Raw genomic sequence first — 17105 nt, 5'->3', positions numbered from 1 at the left:
CCAAGTCAAGACGCCCCGCTTCCTGCGGGGAAATGCAGGTGCAAGACCTGCCCAGCGCTCAGATCAGAAGGCCGCTCCGGTTCCGACCGGGGCGGCCTTCGCCGTTCCCGGCTCAATCGGCCGGGGTCACCGTGGTCCCGCAGCGCAGCACCCGTCCCGGCCCGGTCTCCCGCACCGGCCCCGTCAGCCGCAGCCGGGTGGTGTGCCGGACCTCGGCGCTGGACGGGCCGAGCCGCAGCTCCAGCAGGCCCGGCTCGACCACCCGTACCCCCGCGACCCCGGTGAAGGACGCCAGGTCGGCGTGGAAGCCGAAGGTGACGCGGCGGGCCGCGCCGGGCGCCAGCTCGACCCGCTGATAGCCGACCAGCCGAACGTCCGGCCGGGTCACCGAGGCCACCGGGTCGTGCAGATAGAGCTGCACGACCTCCGCGCCCGCCCGCGCCCCGGTGTTGCGCACGGTCACCGCCACCTCGTACGAGCCGTCCGTGCCGGTCTCCGCCTCCGCCGGGCCGAAGTCCGTCCAGGTGAACGTCGTGTACGACAGGCCGTGGCCGAAGGGGTGCAGCGGGGTCGGGTCCAGGCTGCTGACCTCGCTCGCCAGGCCCAGCGGCGGCTGGAGGTAGGTCCACGGCTGACCGCCCGGCCCGCGTGGCACGCTCACCGGCAGGCGCCCGGAGGGGTTCACCCTGCCGGTCAGGACCCCGGCCAGCGCCGGGCCGCCCTCCTCGCCGGGGAAGAACGCCTGCACCACCGCGCCGAGCCGCCCCGCCCAGAGGCCCAGCGCGTAGGGGCGCCCGGTGAGCAGCACCAGCACCACCGGGGTGCCGGTCGCCACCAGCGCGTCCAGCAGTTCGCCCTGGACGCCCGGCAGCCCGAGGTCCGCCACGTCGCAGCCCTCGCCGGAGGTGCCGCGCCCGAACAGCCCGGCCCGGTCGCCGAGCACCGCCACGCACACATCGGCCTCCGCCGCGCGGGCCACCGCCCCGGCGAACCCGGAGACGTCCGCGTCGGACACCCCGCACCCCTGCGTGAACGTGACCTCCGCGTCCGGGAGTTCGGCCCGCACCGCCTCCAGCACGGCCGGGATCGCGATGCCCGGCGCGACACCGGGGTGGTGGGGGAGGACGTGGGCCGGGAAGGAGTAGCAGCCGAGCATGGCCAGCGGGTCGGCGGCGCGCGGGCCGACCACCGCGATCCGGGCACCGGGCGCCAGCGGGAGCAGCTCCGCCGGGTTCTCCAGCAGGATCACCGACTCCTCCGCCAGTCGCCGAGCCAGCGTCCGCCCCTCGGGGGAGTCCAGGTCGACGGGACCGGGCGGCTCCGGGTCCCAGTCGGGGTCCAGCAGGCCCAGCTCGCACTTCTGGAGCAGCACCCGGCGGGCCGCCCGGTTCACCAGGGCCTCCGGGACGCGGCCCGCCTCGACGGCGTCCACCAGCGCGGTGCCGTAGCAGTCGACGGTGGGCAGCTCCACGTCCACGCCCGCCGCCAGCGCCAGGTGGGCCGCATGGGCGCGGTCCTCGGCCAGCCGGTGCTGGGTGCGCAGGAAGCCGACGCCGAAGTAGTCCGCGACCACCGTGCCGGTGAACCCCCACTCCTCGCGCAGCACCCCGGTCAGCAGGCGGGCGTCGGCCGAGGCGGGCACCCCGTCGGTCTCGGTGTACGCGGCCATCACCGACCGGGCCCCGCCCTCGCGCAGCGCCAGTTCGAACGGGGGCAGCGTCACGTCGGCCAGCTCCCGCGCGCCCGCCCGTACCGGCGCGAGATTGCGGGCGGCCGCCGAGGCCGCGTACCCGGCGAAGTGCTTCAGCGTGGCCACGATCCCGGCCGACTCCAGGCCGCGTACGTAGGCGGCGCCGATCGTGCCGACCAGGTACGGGTCCTCGCCGATGGTCTCCTCCACCCGGCCCCAGCGCGGATCGCGGACCACGTCCAGCACGGGGGCGAGGCCCTGGTGGACGCCGGCCGCGCGCAGGTCCCGGCCGATGCGGGCGCCCACCTCGGCCACCAGCTCCGGGTCGAAGGAGGCGCCCCAGGCGAGCGGCACCGGGTAGGCGGTGGCGCCCCAGGCGGTGAACCCCGCGAGGCACTCCTCGTGGGCGAGCGCGGGGATGCCGAAGCGGCCCGCGGCGGTGATCCGGCGCTGGGCGGCGGCGAGCGCCCGCGCACCCCGCTCGGGGTCGACCGGGGCGGTGCCGAAGGAGCGGGTGAGCTGGCCGAGGCCGTGCGCGATCAGTTCGTCCCAGTCCGGCACCGCGCTCATCTCTCCCTGCAGCGGGGCGACTTCACCGCCGTCCGGACCGGCGCCCACCCAGACGCCGTACAGCTGGGCGGTCCTCTCCCGCAGCGTCATCCGGGACAGCAGGTCCTCGACGCGTTCGGCGGCGGGCAGGGCGGGGTCGCGCCAGGCGGCGGAGGTCATGGAACTCCAGTCGGGAGGGGTCGTACGGAGGGGGGTCACTTGCCGCCCGCGCCCATCAGGCCGCCGACCAGGGTGCGCCGGGCCACCAGGTAGACGGCGAACACGGGGACGCCGGAGAGGACGACCGAGGCGAGCAGCGCGGGGATGTCCACGCCGAACTGGCTGACGAAGTCGAACAGGCCCAGGGTCAGCACCCGGCTGTCCTCGGACTGGGTGAAGATCAGCGGGAAGAGGAAGCCGTTCCACGCCTGGAGGGACGCGTAGACCACGACGGTGCCGATGCCGCCCCGGGCCAGCGGCACGACCAGCCGGAACAGCATCCGCGCCGGGGACGCGCCGTCCAGGGCCATCGCCTCGTACAGCTCCTCGGGGATGTCCCGCAGGGTGCCGGTGAGCACCAGCACGGAGACCGGCATGGCGAAGGCGGCGGTGGGCAGGGCGACGGCGAGCAGGCTGTCGTAGAGGTGCAGCTTGGTGATCATCAGGTAGAGCGGGACCACCACGGCCTGCGCGGGGACGGCCACGCCCAGCAGGAACAGCCGGAAGGCGGCGCCGGACCAGAAGCCGCGGGTGCGCACGGCCACGTACGCCAGCGGGACGCAGAGCAGCAGGACGATGCCCACCACCACGGCGGCGACCAGCACGGTGTTGGCCAGGAAGTGGCCGAAGCCGCCCGCGAGCACGGTGCCGTAGTTGGCGAGGGTGGGGTGGCGCGGCGGGCGCAGGGCGTTGCCGCCGAGCGCCTCGTCCTGGCGGGTCAGGGACACCGAGACCATGACGTAGACCGGGACGAGGACGACGGCGAGCCAGACCAGCGCGCCCAGGCCCGCCAGCGGGTTGGCCGGGCGGGTCACGGCGTCACATCCCTTCCCAGGTGCTGCGCATGGCGCCGAAGCCGGTCACCCGGACCAGCAGCAGCGACAGCGCGGTGGCGGCCACGACCAGGAAGGACGCGATGGCGCTCGCGTAGCCGAAGTCGTAGCCCTTGAAGCCCGCCTCGTACATCAGGTACGGCAGGATCGCGGTGTCGGTGCCGGGGCCGCCCTGGGTGAGGATCAGCACGGTCTCGAAGTAGGTCAGCGAGCCGACCACCATCAGCGTCAGCGAGGTCGCCGCCGTGTTGCGGAGCTGGGGGAGCGTGATGGAGCGGAACCTGCGCACGCGTCCGGCGCCGTCGATCGCGGCCGCCTGGTAGAGCACCTCGGGGATCTGGCGGGCGCCGCCCTGGTAGATCAGGGTGTGGAACGGGATGAACTGCCAGCCGCCGACGAAGACCAGGGCGAGGAACGCCCCGGAGGTCGTGCCGAGGGTGTCGCCGGGCACGATGCCGAAGTGCGGGTCGAGCAGGGCGTAGAACAGCAGCGAGACGGCGGTCGAGGAGAGCAGGAACGGCACGAAGAAGACCGCCGACAGGACGGCCCGGTTGCGCTGCGGGCCCGCCGCCCAGACGCCGAGCAGCAGGGCGGCGGTCGTCTGGAAGGCGCAGCTCACCACGGTCAGCGCGACGGTGACGGCCAGCGAGCGGGTCAGCCGTCCGTCGGTCAGCAGGGCGTGCCAGTTGGCGAGTCCGGCCGGGCGCGGCTCGCCCAGGCCGTTCCAGGAGGTGAAGGACAGGCCGAACGCCAGGGCCATCGGGACCAGGGCGAAGAAGCCGAAGAACAGCACGGCGGGCAGCGCCCAGGAGGGGTGCGGGCGTCCGGCGCCCCGCGTGGCGCTCACTTCAGCTTCTTCAGCGCCGCCACGAACTCCTCCGGCGAGGACTTGCCGACGAACAGCTTGTTGACCTCGGTGAGCATCGGGGTGGCCGCGTCCGGATCGACCGCCTGGTCCCAGCTCAGCGTGAAGGCGGGGGCCTCGCGGACCATCCGGTACTGGAAGCGGGCGAACTCGGGGCTGGGGGAGGCGTCCAGCAGCTTGTCGGCACCGGCGGTGGCCGGCACGTCGCCGTTGGCGATCAGCTCGCGGGCGTAGGTGTCCGAGGCGCAGGTCCGCAAGAAGGCGAGCGCGGTGTCCTTGTTGCGGGTGCGGGTGTTCACCGACCAGTAGTTGGTGGGGTTGCCGACCACGTTGCGGATGTCACCGGCGCCGCCGTCGAACGCCGGGAACGGGCACCAGCCCAGGCGCTCGCGGGCGAAGTCCGGGAACGTGCCGAGCTGGGTGGAGTACTCCCAGGACCCCATCAGATGCATGGCCGCCTTGCCCTTGGCCAGCGCGGCCGGGGCCCCGCCGTTGGTGTACGCGACCGAGCTGAAGCCCTTGCCGAAGGCGCCGTCGTCGACGAGTTCGCGTACCGTCCGGGCGGCCTTCAGCACGGCGGGGTCGCCCCAGCCGGACGGGTCGCCGTTCTTGACCCGGTCGAAGACCTTGGGGCCGCCGATCCGGTCCACCAGGTACTCCAGCCACATGAGTTCGGGCCAGATGTCCGCGCCGCCGAGGGCGAACGGGGTGATCCCGGCCTTCTTGAGCTTGGCGTTGTTGTCGAGGAGGTGGTCCCAGGTGGCGGGCGGCTTCAGGCCGTGCTCGGCGAACAGGGTCTTGTCGTAGAAGAGGATCACCGGCTGCATGCCGCGCATCGGGATGCCGTACGCGCGGCCGCCGAGCGCCCCGGCGGCGAGGACCGAGGGCAGGAAGCCGTTCTTCAGCACCGGGTCACCGGCGAGGGTGCCGGTGAGGTCGAGGATCTGGCCGGCCTCCTGGTACGCCTTGATGGAGCCGCCGCCCCAGTTGAAGAACACGTCGGGGGCGTTGGGCGAGCCCATCGCGGTGCGCAGCTTGGCCGGGTACTCCGCGCCGGGCACCTTCTCCAGCCGGAGGCTGCCCTTGGTCTCGCGGGCCGCCGCCGAGGAGTTGAACCGGGAGACCGCCTTCGCCTGCACCTTCGCCGCGTCGTCGCCGTACACGAACGCGGTGAGGGTGCCGTCCGAGCCGCCGGGCCCGCCGGAGCCGCAGGCGGTGAGACCGGCGGCCGAGACGAGGGCGGTGGCGCCCGCGCCGAGGAACCAGCGTCTGCTGTAGGTCTCCATGTGCCGGGCACCCCTCACGATCGCGACCGAAAGTTTCGAGCGACAACTCGAATGTTCCGGGAACGTATGGCCGTCCTGAGGGTTCGTCAAGAGGTCGCGCAGGGCTACGATCACGGCCATGGAACCGTCGAAGACCGCAGCGAAGCGCAGCGCCACGCTCGCCGAGATCGCCCGAGAGGCCGGGGTGTCGGCTCCGACTGTTTCGAAGGTGCTCAACGGCCGGGCCGACGTGTCCGCGGCCACCCGTACCCGCGTCGAGGAGCTGCTGCGCACCCACGGCTACCGGCGCAGGCGGGCCGAGGTGACCCGCTCGCCGCTGATCGACCTGGTCTTCCACGAGCTGGAGAGCGCCTGGGCGATGGAGGTCATCCGGGGCGTGGAGAACGTGGCCCGCGACGCCGGGCTGAGCGTGGTCCTCTCCGAGAGCGCCGGGCGCCTGACGCCGGGCCGGACCTGGGCCGACCAGGTGGCCGGGCGCCGCCCGCACGGGGTGATCCTGGTGCTGTCCGGGCTCGACGAGTCCCAGCGGGCCCTGCTGACCAGCCGTTCCGTGCCGTTCGTGGTGATGGACCCGGCGGGCGATCCGGGGGCCGATGTCCCCTCGGTCGGCGCCACCAACTGGCAGGGCGGGCTGGCCGCCACCCGGCATCTGATCGACCTCGGCCACACCCGGATCGGCGCGATCGGCGGCCCCTCCCGCATGATGTGCGCCCGCGCCCGCCTCGACGGCTACCGGTCGGCGCTGGAGAGCGCCGGGCTGCCCGCCGACCCGGCGCTGATCCGGGAGGGCGACTTCCACCACGAGTCCGGCCACCGCCTCGGCCTCGACCTGCTCGGCCGCCCGGACCGGCCCACCGCCGTATTCGCGGGCAACGACCTCCAGGCGCTCGGCCTGTACGAGGCCGCCCGCGAACTCGGGCTGCGCGTCCCGGAGGACGTGAGCGTGGTCGGCTTCGACGACCTGCCCGTCGCCCGCTGGGTGGGCCCGCCGCTCACCACCGTGCGCCAGCCGCTGACCGAGATGGCGGAGGCGGCGGCGCGGCTGGTGCTGGAGCTGGGGCGCGGGGAGCAGCGGGAGCGGAAGGCGACCCGGCTGGAGCTGGCGACCAGCCTGGTGGTGCGGTCGAGCACGGCGGCCCCTGCGCTGTAGGGGTTCTTCGAAAGTTTCGAAGAACCTACGCCGGGTGCCCGATCAGCATCGTCGGCGCTCCCGCCACCCGGGTCATGAACACCGTCGCGGCGTTGGGGCCCTGCGGCTTGACCTTCTTGCGCAGTTCCTCCGGCTCGACCGCCGAGCCGCGCTTCTTCACGGTCAGGTTGCCGACCCCGCGCTCCCGCAGCAGCGCCTTCAGCTTCTTGACGTTGAACGGCATCCGGTCGGTGATCTCGTAGGCGGTGGCGTACGGGGTCGGGCGGAGTTCGTCGGCGGTGATGTAGGCGATCGTCTCGTCCAGCAGGCCGCCGTCCAGCTCCTCGGCGACCTCCGCGACCAGGTGGGCCCGGATCACCGCGCCGTCCGGCTCGTAGAGGTACCGGCCGGGGGTGCGGACCGCCGGGTCGGGCAGGCCCCGGCCCTGGAGGGTGCGGGGGACGGGGAGCAGGGTGGCGCGAATGCCGCCCGGCGCGTCGGTGCCGAACCAGAGCACGGCCTCCTTCACGTCACCCCCGTCCGAGATCCACTCCGCCTCGGCCTCGGCGGGCACCGCCTCGTGCGGGATGCCGGGCGCGATCTTCAGGGCGGCGCGGGGTGCGGCGAGCGCGGTGGCCACGGCCCAGGACAGCGGCGGCGAGTACGCCTCGGGGTCGAAGATGCGCCCGCGTCCGCCGCGCCGGGCGGGGTCCACGAACACCGCGTCGTATCCGGCGGTGTCGACCTCGGTGACGTCGGCCTCGCGCACCTCGATCAGCTCGGCGAGGCCCAGCGCCTCGGCGTTGGCCCGCGCGACGGCCGCGGTCAGCGGGTCCCGGTCCACCGCGAGGACGCGGATGCCCGCGCGGGCCAGGGCGAGGGCATCGCCGCCGATCCCGCAGCACAGGTCGGCCACCGAGGTGATGCCGAGCGCCCGCATCCGCTCCGCGCGGTACGCGGCCACGCTCGCCCGCGTCGACTGCTCGACCCCGTTGGGCGTGAAGAACATCGCCTGCGCGTCCTCCGCGCCGAACTTGGCCTCCGCCCGCTGGCGCAGCCGGGCCTGGCCGAGCGCGGCCGACACCAGCCCCGCCGGGTGGGTGCGGCGCAGCCGGGTGGCCACGGCGAGTTCGTCGGCAGGCGCGGTGCCGCGCACTTCGTCGAGGAGGGCCCGGCCCTCGTCGGTGCGCAGCGCGTGGAATCCCTGGAGGGCGGAGAGCTGGTCGTTCACCGGCTCATTGTGGGCCAGTCGGTGGACCGTGCGCCTCCGGCGGCGGTGTCGGGCCGGGATCGGGGCGGGTGCCTGCCAAGATCCGGCACCATGCGACATGTAGTACAAAATGACAAATCACGGACCGGGTCCCGGTCCCTGGCCGTCCGCTGCTCGGTCGCCGCCCTGGCCACCGCCGCCGTCCTCACCGGCTGCTCGGACTCCGGCTCCGCCCCCGCGGGGCAGGGAGGTCCCGCCAAGGCCCCTGACGCCGCCGCGGCCCGCCTCGCGGAGCAGCGGCGCATGGTGGCGGCGGCCCGCAAGTGGCGGCTCGACCAGGTGCCGCTCACGGCCCCGGCCCCACCGAAGGTCAAGCCGAGGATCACCGCGCGCGCGGGCTTCCAGGTGGACCACCAGGAGGACGAGAACCTCCCCCCGGTCTTCACCACCGTCCCCACCGACAAGAAGATCGTCTTCCTCACCATCGACGACGGCGCCGAGAAGGACCCCCGGTTCCTGGAGATGATGCGGGAGCTGAAGGTCCCGTACACCGCCTTCCTCAGCAACTACCTGGTGAAGGACGACTACGGCTACTTCCGCAAGAGCCAGGCGTACGGCAACACGCTCGACAACCACACCCTGACCCACCCCTACCTGCCCGGCCTCTCCTACGAGCAGCAGCGCCAGGAGATCTGCGGCATGCAGGACATCATGGAGAGGCAGTACGGCAAGCGCCCCGAGGTCCTGCGCCCGCCCTACGGCGACTACAACCAGGACACCCTGCGCGCCGCCAAGTCCTGCGGCATCAAGTACGCGCCGATCTGGAACGAGGAGGTCTTCGTCGACCACTGGGAGTACCGCGAGGACGACCAGCGGCTGCGCAAGGGCGACATCGTCCTCACCCACTTCCGGGGCACCGACGAGTGGGACGGCACGATGGTCGACGACATGCGCCGCTTCCTCAACAAGGTCACCCGCGAGGGATACGCCGTGGCACGCCTGGAGGACTACCTGTGAGGCGCCGGGCGCGGCCGACCCGCCGTGCGGCACGGGCCGTCGCGCTCGCCTCGGCCACCCTGCTGCTCACCGGCTGCGCCCAGTCGGTCGACCCCATCGAACGCCTCGGCAAGAAGGCCGCGGCGGGCGTCCGCCACCCGGCCCGCCCCCTCTCGGCCCGTACGGGGACGCGCGCGGTGGACCACGTGGTCACGACCGACCGGGTCGTCTTCCTGACCTACGACGAGGAGGCCGTACGCGACCGAAGGCTGGCCGCCCTGATCGGCAAACTCCACCTGCCGGTCACCGTCTTCACCCACACCGAAGCCCCCACCCACTGGCGCGCCAGGACCACCCACCACGGCCTCACCTACCGAGGCACCCCCGCCCACCTGACCCCCGGCGACATCATCCACATCACCCCGGCCCGGGACGGCACCTTGACCGAGCGCACGGCGCAGGTACTGAAGGAGGCCAGGGATAGGGGCCTGACGGCGGGAAAGCTAGCCGACTACCTCTAGCCCCTCAGCCCGTCCGGCGTTTGAGGACGAGGCCCGTCCAGGGCCGAAGCGGGGGTCTGGGGGCGGCAGCCCCCTGAGGACGCGCGTCCCGACGGCACAGTGAAGCCACGCCAAAGAGGTACCCATCCCCGACGCGCCGCACGGCAATTGGCACTCCGCTTGACCGAGTGCTAACCCCAGTCATAGTCTCGGCACTGGCACTCGGCACATGAGAGTGCCAACAAAGCGACGGGCAGGTCCGGCACCCGCGACGACGGATCGACCTGGTCGCCACCTCAGACAGTCAACCCCGTGAATTCTCAGAAGGGGGAGGTCGGATCGTGACGACCACCAGCTCCAAGGTTGCCATCAAGCCGCTCGAGGACCGCATCGTGGTCCAGCCGCTGGACGCCGAGCAGACCACGGCCTCTGGCCTGGTCATCCCGGACACCGCGAAGGAGAAGCCCCAGGAGGGCGCCGTCCTCGCCGTCGGTCCGGGCCGCTTCGAGAACGGCGAGCGCCTGCCGCTCGACGTCAAGGTCGGCGACATCGTGCTGTACAGCAAGTACGGCGGCACCGAGGTGAAGTACAACGGCGACGAGTACCTCGTCCTCTCGGCCCGCGACGTTCTCGCGATCATCGAGAAGTAGTTCACCCCGAAGCAATCTGCTTCATCACTGCGCCCCTGGTTCCCGCGACCGTTAAAGAAGCCGGGCGTCCAGGGGCGCAGGCACATCCACCCAGATTTTTCCGAGAGGGCTCCCGCTGTCATGGCGAAGACACTGAAGTTCGACGAGGACGCCCGTCGCGCCCTTGAGCGCGGCGTCAACAAGCTTGCCGACACGGTCAAGGTGACGATCGGCCCCCGCGGCCGCAACGTCGTCATCGACAAGAAGTTCGGCGCGCCCACCATCACCAACGACGGTGTCACGATCGCCCGTGAGGTCGAGATCGAGGACCCGTTCGAGAACCTCGGCGCCCAGCTGGTGAAGGAGGTGGCGACCAAGACCAACGACATCGCGGGTGACGGCACCACCACCGCCACCGTGCTCGCCCAGGCGCTGGTCCGCGAGGGCCTGAAGAACGTCGCCGCCGGTGCCTCCCCGGCCGCCCTGAAGAAGGGCATCGACGCCGCGGTCAAGGCGATCTCCGAGGACCTGCTCGCCTCGGCCCGCCCGATCGACGAGAAGTCCGACATCGCCGCCGTCGCCGCGCTGTCCGCCCAGGACCAGCAGGTCGGCGAGCTGATCGCCGAGGCCATGGACAAGGTCGGCAAGGACGGTGTCATCACCGTCGAGGAGTCCAACACCTTCGGTCTGGAGCTGGACTTCACCGAGGGCATGGCCTTCGACAAGGGCTACCTGTCCCCGTACTTCGTCACCGACCAGGAGCGTATGGAGGCCGTCCTCGACGACCCGTACATCCTGATCAACCAGGGCAAGATCTCCTCGATCACCGAGCTGCTCCCGCTGCTCGAGAAGATCATTCAGAGCAACGCCTCGCGGCCGCTGCTGATCATCGCCGAGGACGTCGAGGGCGAGGCCCTGTCGACCCTGGTGGTCAACAAGATCCGTGGCACCTTCAACGCCGTCGCGGTGAAGGCCCCCGGCTTCGGCGACCGTCGCAAGGCGATGCTCCAGGACATGGCCGCGCTCACCGGCGCCACGGTCATCTCCGAGGAGGTCGGCCTCAAGCTCGACCAGGCCGGTCTGGACGTGCTCGGTTCCGCCCGCCGCGTGACCGTCACCAAGGACGACACCACCATCGTCGAGGGTGGCGGCGACTCCGCCGACGTGCAGGGCCGCATCGCGCAGATCAAGGCCGAGATCGAGAACACCGACTCCGACTGGGACCGCGAGAAGCTCCAGGAGCGCCTCGCCAAGCTGGCCGGCGGCGTGTGCGTGATCAAGGTCGGCGCCGCCACCGAGGTGGAGCTGAAGGAGAAGAAGCACCGTCTGGAGGACGCCATCTCCGCGACCCGCGCCGCGGTCGAGGAGGGCATCGTCTCCGGTGGTGGCTCCGCGCTGGTGCACGCCGCGAAGGTCCTGCAGGACGGTCTCGGCAAGACCGGCGACGAGGCCACCGGTGTGACCGTCGTCCGCAACGCGGTCGTCGAGCCGCTGCGCTGGATCGGCGAGAACGCCGGCCAGGAGGGCTACGTCATCGTCTCCAAGGTCAAGGACCTGGAGAAGGGCCACGGCTACAACGCCGCGACCGGTGAGTACGGCGACCTGGTCAAGGCCGGCGTCATCGACCCGGTCAAGGTCACCCGCTCCGCCCTGGAGAACGCCGCCTCCATCGCCTCCCTCCTCCTCACGACCGAGACCCTGGTCGTCGAGAAGAAGGAAGAGGAAGAGGCCACCGCGGGCCACGGCCACAGCCACGGCCACTCCCACTAAGGCAAAACGCCCCTAGGGCAACCGACTTCGCCCCGCCGGGATTCTCTCGGCGGGGCGAAGCGCTGTCCGGGCCCGCCTCCGTCAGCGCGGCCCGTACTTCCGCCCCGTGCGCGCGCTGATCCCGCCCAGCAGCCCCCTGGGGGCGATCTTGGCGAGGCCCATCAGGGCCTTGTAGCGGGGGTCGGGGATGGAGACGGTCTTGCCGCGGGCGAGGTCGTTCACCGCCTCCGCGACCAGTTTGTCGGCGTCCAGCCACATCCAGCCGGGGATGTTGTCCGTGCCCATCCCGGCCCGCTCGTGGAACTCGGTGCGGACGAAGCCGGGGCACAGGGCCATCAGCCGGACCCCGCTGCCCGCAAGGTCCTTCGCCGCGCCCTGGGTGAACTGCACGACCCACGCCTTCGAGGCGCCGTACGTACCGCGCGGGACGAAGGCCGCCACCGAGGCGACGTTCACCACGCCACCGCGCCCGCGCTCCCGCATCGCCTCCGTCGCCGCCGAGGTCAGCCGGAGCACCGCCTCGCAGTGCACCTTGATCATGCGCAGCTCGTCGGCCATGGAGACGTCGAGGTAGCGGCCCTTGTTGCCGAACCCGGCGTTGTTGACCAGCAGGTCGACCGGACGGCGGCGGTCACCGAGCCGCTCGGCCACCGTCTCGATGCCCTTGTCCTCGGCGAGGTCGGCGGCCAGCACCTCCGCCTCGACGCCGTGCAGGTCGTGCAACTCGAGCGCCTGCTCCCGCAGCCGCGCCGTGTCGCGCGCCACCAGCACCAGGTCGTGCCCGTCCGCCGCCAGCCGCCGTGCGAACGCGGCGCCGATGCCCGCGGTCGATCCCGTAATCAGAGCCGTAGTCATGGCCCAAGAGTAGGGCGGCCCCGGCCCCGCGGTGACGGCCGCTCAGCGTGCCTGGTCCGCCAGGTACTTGTGGACCCTCGCCAGCGTCTCGCCGTGCAGCGCGTCGCCCGCCGCGAGCAGCGACGGCAGCAGCTCGCGCTCGGTGGTCACCGCGCGGAACTGCGTCGCCGCCGTCACCCCGTGGTCCGGGCGGTGCACGATCTCCACCGCGTCGCCCGCCCGGATCTCGCCCGGCTCGATCACCCGGAGGTACGCACCCGTGACGGCCTTCCGGGTGAACCTCTTCACCCAGCCCCGTTCGGCCATGTGGCCCTGGAACGTACGGCACGGAATCCGCCCCGACGTCACCTCCAGCACCACCTGGGAACCGATCCGCCAGCGCTCGCCGATCAGCGCGCCGGACACCTCGAGACCGGCCGTGGTGAGGTTCTCGCCGAAGACGCCGTTGCCCAGCGGCCGACCCAGCTCGCGCTCCCACGCGTCGAGATCCTCGCGCGCGAACGCGTACACCGCCTGGTCGTCCCCGCCGTGATGGCGCAGCTCGCACACCGCGTCCCCGGCCAGCCCGCTGCCGCCGGTCCCCTTCGGCCCCGGCGCCGCCACCCGCACCGGCCCGTCGAAAGGCCGCTTGTCGATGCCCGTCACCCCCTCGGCCTGGTCGGTGTACGGCACCGCGCGGGGTTGCCCCAGATTGACGGAGAGAAGCTTCATGCGCGCACGGTACGTGACCGTTCCCCAAAGCGTCGACGCGATATCGAGCCCCTTTCCCAAGCACGCCTTATGCTCGAAGAGTGATCGAGGCCCGCCATCTCCGCGTCCTGCGCGCCGTCGCCGCCACCGGCTCCTTCTCGGCGGCGGGGCGCGAGCTGGGCTGCACCCAGCCCGCCGTCAGCCAGCAGATGAAGGCGCTGGAGAGTTCCGTCGGCACCCCGCTGCTGGTCCGGGGCGGCCGCGAGATGCGGCTGACCCAGGCCGGAGAAGCCCTGGTCAGGCACGCCTCCGGCATCCTCGCCGGGCTCACCGCCGCCGAGGAGGAGGTCGCCGCCATCGCGGGCCTGCGCGCGGGCCGGGTCCGGCTCGTCTCCTTCCCCAGCGGCACCTCCACCCTGGTCCCCACCGCCCTCGCCGCCCTGCGCGCCGCCCACCCCGGCACCCGCGTCTCCCTGGAGGAGGCCGAACCGCCGAGGTCCGTGGAGCTGCTGCGCGAGGGCGACTGCGACCTGGCCCTCGCCTTCCGCTACGAGGGCGCCGCCCCCACCGAGGAGTGGGACGACCTGGTCGTACGACGGCTGCTGACGGACCGTCTGGTCGCCCTGGTCCCCGAACGGCACCGGCTCGCGGGCGCCGACGCCGTCGCCATCGGGGAACTGGCCGAGGAGCCCTGGATCGCGGGCTGCCCGCGCTGCCGCGGCCAGCTGGTGCGGGTCTGCGAGGGCGCCGGATTCACCCCCCGCATCGACTTCGCCACCGACGACTACCCGGCCGTGGTCGGCCTGGTCGGCGCCGGTCTGGGCGTCGCCGTACTGCCCCGCCTGGCGGTGGAGTCGGTACGGCCCAGAGGGGTGCGTGTGGTCCGGCTGGAGCCCGCGGTACGACGGGAGATCGTCGCCCTCACCCTCCCCGACCTGGCCCAGGTCCCGGCCGTGGCCGCGACGTTGGAGCAGCTGGGCCGGGCGGCGTCCCGCGCGTAGGCACGGGTCAGGGGCACGCGGGTGCGTGCCCGGGGGATTGCAGAAACGTTCCTTCAGGCGTGTGGGCCGACGCCCCCGCTGGTGGTGGACACCAGCCGGTTGCGCGCCCGGCCCATCAGCTCTTCGCGCTCGTCCTCGGTCAGCCCGCCCCACACGCCGTACGGCTCACGCACCGCCAACGCGTGTGCCGCGCACTGCGCTCGGACCGGGCACCGCATGCAGACCTCCTTGGCCGAGTTCTCACGTGCACTCCGCGCCGCACCGCGCTCGCCCTCCGGGTGGAAGAAGAGCGAGCTGTCCACCCCTCGGCAGGCTGCCAGCAGCTGCCAGTCCCACAGGTCCGCGTTCGGTCCGGGAAGGCGGGAGAAATCTGCCATTACGTGACCCCTTGTAGCCGTTCTGGGCGGATACTGTGCCTTCGACCGTACATCTCCGGTCTAAGGAGATGAAAATATGACTCATTGCGAATCTAGCCTCAGACACTAAAAAACGGGACCAAAAACGGCTAAATGGGGCACGGGTTGTGAGGAAAAGCCGTGGGTCCGCCGAGCATGTCTGCACCGTGTCGGAGCCCTCACGTAGAGTGCCGAAGTCAGTACGCCGACCCGTAACTCTTTCGGGTGACCGTCGTTGAGAGTGCGGAGGCGGTTGAAAACACAAGTGCTCGGGCAGGCGTCCGAGACGGTCGACCGCACAGGTGACGATTCCGTACCAGCCTGGAGGCTCAAGGTGACGCGCATCAGCTGCGGAGGGCGGTCATGACTTCCGTCCTCGTCTGCGACGACTCCCCGCTTGCCCGAGAGGCGCTTCGCCGCGCGGTTGCGACCGTGCCCGGCGTCGAGCGCGTGACGACGGCTGCCAACGGCGAGGAAGTCCTCCGCCGCTGGGGCGCCGACCGCTCCGACCTCATTCTCATGGACGTACGCATGCCCGGCCTGGGCGGCGTCGAGACCGTGCGCCGTCTGCTGTCCGCCGACCCGGGCGCGCGCATCATCATGCTGACCGTCGCCGAGGACCTCGACGGCGTCGCCCTCGCGGTGGCCGCGGGCGCGCGGGGCTATCTGCACAAGGACGCCTCCCGCGCCGAGCTCCGCGCGACGGTGACGCAGGCCCTCGCCGACCCCACCTGGCGGCTGGCCCCGCGTCGGCTGCGCTCGGCCGAGATGGGCGCCGCGCCCACGCTCACCGCGCGTGAGATCCAGGTGCTGGAGGGCATGAGCCACGGCCGCTCCAACGCGGAGATCGGCCGCGAGCTGTTCCTCTCCGAGGACACCGTCAAGACCCACGCCCGACGCCTGTTCAAGAAGCTCGGCGCCTCGGACCGCGCCCACGCGGTGGCACTCGGCTTCCGCTGGGGACTGGTCCGGTAAGGGCATGCGCAGCCGCTGCGCTCGGCCTCGGTCCTGGGGTTCCTGGCGGGCGCCGGAGGGTGTGGGTGTGTGCGGTCGGTCGGTTCTGGCGACGGCGCTCGCCGCGGGCGGGCGCCGGGTGGTGCCGGTCTCGGCCGGTGCCGGGCCGGGTGTTCTCGCCGGAGTGATCGCGGCCGGTGCCGGTGGGCCGTGTCGGTTCGGCTCGACTTGGGCGCCAACAGTGGAGGCCGTGTCCGCCGGTGCCGGGGACGTGCTCGTGGTCGGCGGTCGGGTGGCTGCCGGGTCCGGGGCGGGTCCGGCTGTCGGCGGTCCACCTCGCGGACGTGGGCGGACCGTTCCGTGTGCCCCGCGGGAGAGTCGTCGGGCGTCGCCGACCGCGACCGGTGCCGGGCCGGGCGCCCGAGGTGTCCTCAGCCCGCGCGGTCCGGCGCGTTCGCCGTCGGCCGACGGCGGTGTCTGCCCCTCGGGGCTGTGCCGCCTCGCGGGAGACGCCGCAGCTCACCGGCGTCCACGTACCGGCACCGCCGGAGGCACCCGTGGCGGAATCGGTTCTGTTCGCGGCCCGCGAGGGACCGCGTGCTGCTTGTTTCGGCGGGGATGCCGCATCCTTGAGGTGTGGAGTCTCTCGGGGACGAGTCGAGCGAGCGGAAAACGAGCGGAAGGGGAGGGCGCAGGAGATGAGTGCCGGCGCACCTGCTCATAACGCTTCGGTGCACAACCACGAACGCGATGCCACGGACCGGACGGCCGCAAGGCACCATGGACCGATGCGCGACGACGAGGCGGGCACGGCTCCCGGGCCGATCAGCGCCCTGGTGCACCGTGCCGTCGACGGGGACGAGCAGGCCACGCACGACCTGCTCGCGCATGTCCATCCCCTCGCGCTGCGCTACTGCCGCACCCGCCTGTCCCGGCTGCCCGGCGACGCCCGCCACTTCGTGGAGGACCTCGCCCAGGAGGTCTGCGTGGCAGTGCTGCTCGCCCTGCCGCGCTACCGCGACACCGGCCGCCCCTTCGAGGCGTTCGTCTTCGCCATCGCCTCCCACAAGGTGGCCGACCTCCAGCGCGCCGCGATGCGCCACCCCGGCTCCACCGCCGTCCCCTCGGACGAGATGCCGGAGCGGCCCGACGACTCCCTCGGTCCCGAGGAACGCGCCCTGCTCAACTCCGACGCCGCCTGGGCGAAGAAGCTGCTGGCCAACCTCCCCGAGAACCAGCGCGAACTGCTGCTGCTCCGGATCGCCGTGGGCTTGACCGCGGAGGAGACAGGGCAGATGTTGGGAATGTCACCAGGAGCGGTGCGAGTGGCCCAGCATCGCGCGCTGAGCCGCCTGCGCGCCCTGGCCGAGCAGTAGCCCACGAGGCTCCTGTACCGGAACACCGCGCGCGTGAGACACCGCGCATGAGCACGCGAGCCGCGGAATCCGTACGAACATACGAAGCCTGAAGCGCCCCCGTAGCGTGGAATTTGCTCACGACGCTTCCCGTTAGCATGGACATCCGCACCGATCAA

General features: G+C 72.3%; 16 protein-coding genes. 8 read left to right on the top strand and 8 right to left on the bottom strand.

The window, feature by feature from the left end; genetic code table 11:
* Window positions 1–112 precede the first annotated feature (112 nt).
* The 4 genes from ACI2LY_RS12640 to ACI2LY_RS12625 are packed head-to-tail and all read right to left on the bottom strand — an operon-like array spanning window position 113 to window position 5442.
* Complete coding sequence (locus ACI2LY_RS12640; protein WP_404707150.1) at window positions 113–2419, bottom strand: glycoside hydrolase family 3 N-terminal domain-containing protein; 2307 nt, start codon at window positions 2417–2419, stop codon at window positions 113–115.
* Between the two features lie 35 nt (window positions 2420–2454).
* Window positions 2455–3273: a carbohydrate ABC transporter permease gene (locus ACI2LY_RS12635; RefSeq protein ID WP_404707149.1), complete on the bottom strand. Its 819-nt coding sequence runs from the start codon at window positions 3271–3273 to the stop codon at window positions 2455–2457.
* Window positions 3274–3277: 4 nt separating this feature from the next.
* A complete protein-coding gene (locus tag ACI2LY_RS12630) occupies window positions 3278–4138 on the bottom strand; it encodes a carbohydrate ABC transporter permease (RefSeq protein WP_404707148.1) in 861 nt (286 codons plus the stop codon).
* Window positions 4135–5442 (bottom strand): ABC transporter substrate-binding protein, encoded by a 1308-nt coding sequence (locus ACI2LY_RS12625; RefSeq protein ID WP_404707147.1) that lies wholly within the window; start codon window positions 5440–5442, stop codon window positions 4135–4137. The genes ACI2LY_RS12630 and ACI2LY_RS12625 overlap by 4 nt, the downstream gene beginning before the upstream one ends.
* Before the next feature lie 118 nt (window positions 5443–5560).
* On the opposite strand from ACI2LY_RS12625, the gene ACI2LY_RS12620 reads away from it, so the two are divergent.
* Entirely contained in the window at window positions 5561–6592 is a 1032-nt protein-coding gene (locus ACI2LY_RS12620) for a LacI family DNA-binding transcriptional regulator (RefSeq protein ID WP_404707146.1), read from the top strand.
* 25 nt (window positions 6593–6617) lie between these two features.
* Here ACI2LY_RS12620 and ACI2LY_RS12615 read toward each other — a convergent pair whose 3' ends face one another.
* Complete coding sequence (locus ACI2LY_RS12615) at window positions 6618–7910, bottom strand: methyltransferase domain-containing protein (RefSeq protein WP_404707145.1); 1293 nt, start codon at window positions 7908–7910, stop codon at window positions 6618–6620.
* Here ACI2LY_RS12615 and ACI2LY_RS12610 point away from each other — a divergent pair.
* From ACI2LY_RS12610 to groL, 4 genes are all read left to right on the top strand, one after another.
* Entirely contained in the window at window positions 7893–8798 is a 906-nt protein-coding gene (locus tag ACI2LY_RS12610; RefSeq protein WP_404707144.1) for a polysaccharide deacetylase family protein, read from the top strand. The genes ACI2LY_RS12615 and ACI2LY_RS12610 overlap by 18 nt on opposite strands.
* Window positions 8795–9298: a hypothetical protein gene (locus tag ACI2LY_RS12605; RefSeq protein WP_404707143.1), complete on the top strand. Its 504-nt coding sequence runs from the start codon at window positions 8795–8797 to the stop codon at window positions 9296–9298. Before ACI2LY_RS12610 ends, ACI2LY_RS12605 begins: the two co-directional genes overlap by 4 nt.
* Window positions 9299–9618: 320 nt before the next feature.
* Window positions 9619–9927, top strand: a complete 309-nt coding sequence (groES, locus tag ACI2LY_RS12600) for a co-chaperone GroES (protein ID WP_330459340.1) — start codon at window positions 9619–9621, stop codon at window positions 9925–9927.
* 120 nt (window positions 9928–10047) lie between these two features.
* Entirely contained in the window at window positions 10048–11676 is a 1629-nt protein-coding gene (gene groL / locus ACI2LY_RS12595; RefSeq protein ID WP_404707142.1) for a chaperonin GroEL, read from the top strand.
* An 81-nt stretch (window positions 11677–11757) separates the two neighbouring features.
* Here groL and ACI2LY_RS12590 read toward each other — a convergent pair whose 3' ends face one another.
* Both ACI2LY_RS12590 and ACI2LY_RS12585 read right to left on the bottom strand, forming a co-directional pair.
* On the bottom strand, window positions 11758–12531 hold the full coding sequence (locus ACI2LY_RS12590; protein WP_404707141.1) for an SDR family NAD(P)-dependent oxidoreductase: 774 nt from the start codon (window positions 12529–12531) through the stop codon (window positions 11758–11760).
* Between the two features lie 42 nt (window positions 12532–12573).
* On the bottom strand, window positions 12574–13242 hold the full coding sequence (locus ACI2LY_RS12585) for an MOSC domain-containing protein (RefSeq protein ID WP_404707140.1): 669 nt from the start codon (window positions 13240–13242) through the stop codon (window positions 12574–12576).
* A gap of 80 nt (window positions 13243–13322) precedes the next feature.
* Here ACI2LY_RS12585 and ACI2LY_RS12580 point away from each other — a divergent pair, with 80 nt between their 5' ends.
* Window positions 13323–14222 (top strand): LysR family transcriptional regulator, encoded by a 900-nt coding sequence (locus ACI2LY_RS12580; RefSeq protein ID WP_404707139.1) that lies wholly within the window; start codon window positions 13323–13325, stop codon window positions 14220–14222.
* Between the two features lie 53 nt (window positions 14223–14275).
* On the opposite strand, the gene ACI2LY_RS12575 is transcribed toward ACI2LY_RS12580, so the two are convergent.
* Entirely contained in the window at window positions 14276–14599 is a 324-nt protein-coding gene (locus tag ACI2LY_RS12575) for a WhiB family transcriptional regulator (RefSeq protein WP_388996764.1), read from the bottom strand.
* Between the two features lie 381 nt (window positions 14600–14980).
* On the opposite strand from ACI2LY_RS12575, the gene ACI2LY_RS12570 reads away from it, so the two are divergent.
* Window positions 14981–15592, top strand: coding sequence for a response regulator transcription factor (locus ACI2LY_RS12570; protein WP_003948568.1), 612 nt, complete (start codon window positions 14981–14983; stop codon window positions 15590–15592).
* A 767-nt stretch (window positions 15593–16359) separates the two neighbouring features.
* The gene (locus ACI2LY_RS12565; protein ID WP_404707138.1) at window positions 16360–16947 is read left to right on the top strand and encodes a sigma-70 family RNA polymerase sigma factor; all 588 of its coding nucleotides are present in this window, start codon (window positions 16360–16362) and stop codon (window positions 16945–16947) included.
* The last annotated feature ends 158 nt before the right edge of the window (window positions 16948–17105 follow it).

Origin of the sequence: Streptomyces sp. NPDC002176 (genome assembly GCF_044903645.1) — a bacterium.
GTDB lineage: Bacteria > Actinomycetota > Actinomycetes > Streptomycetales > Streptomycetaceae > Streptomyces.
This window is presented reverse-complemented; position numbering and strand designations above follow the sequence as displayed.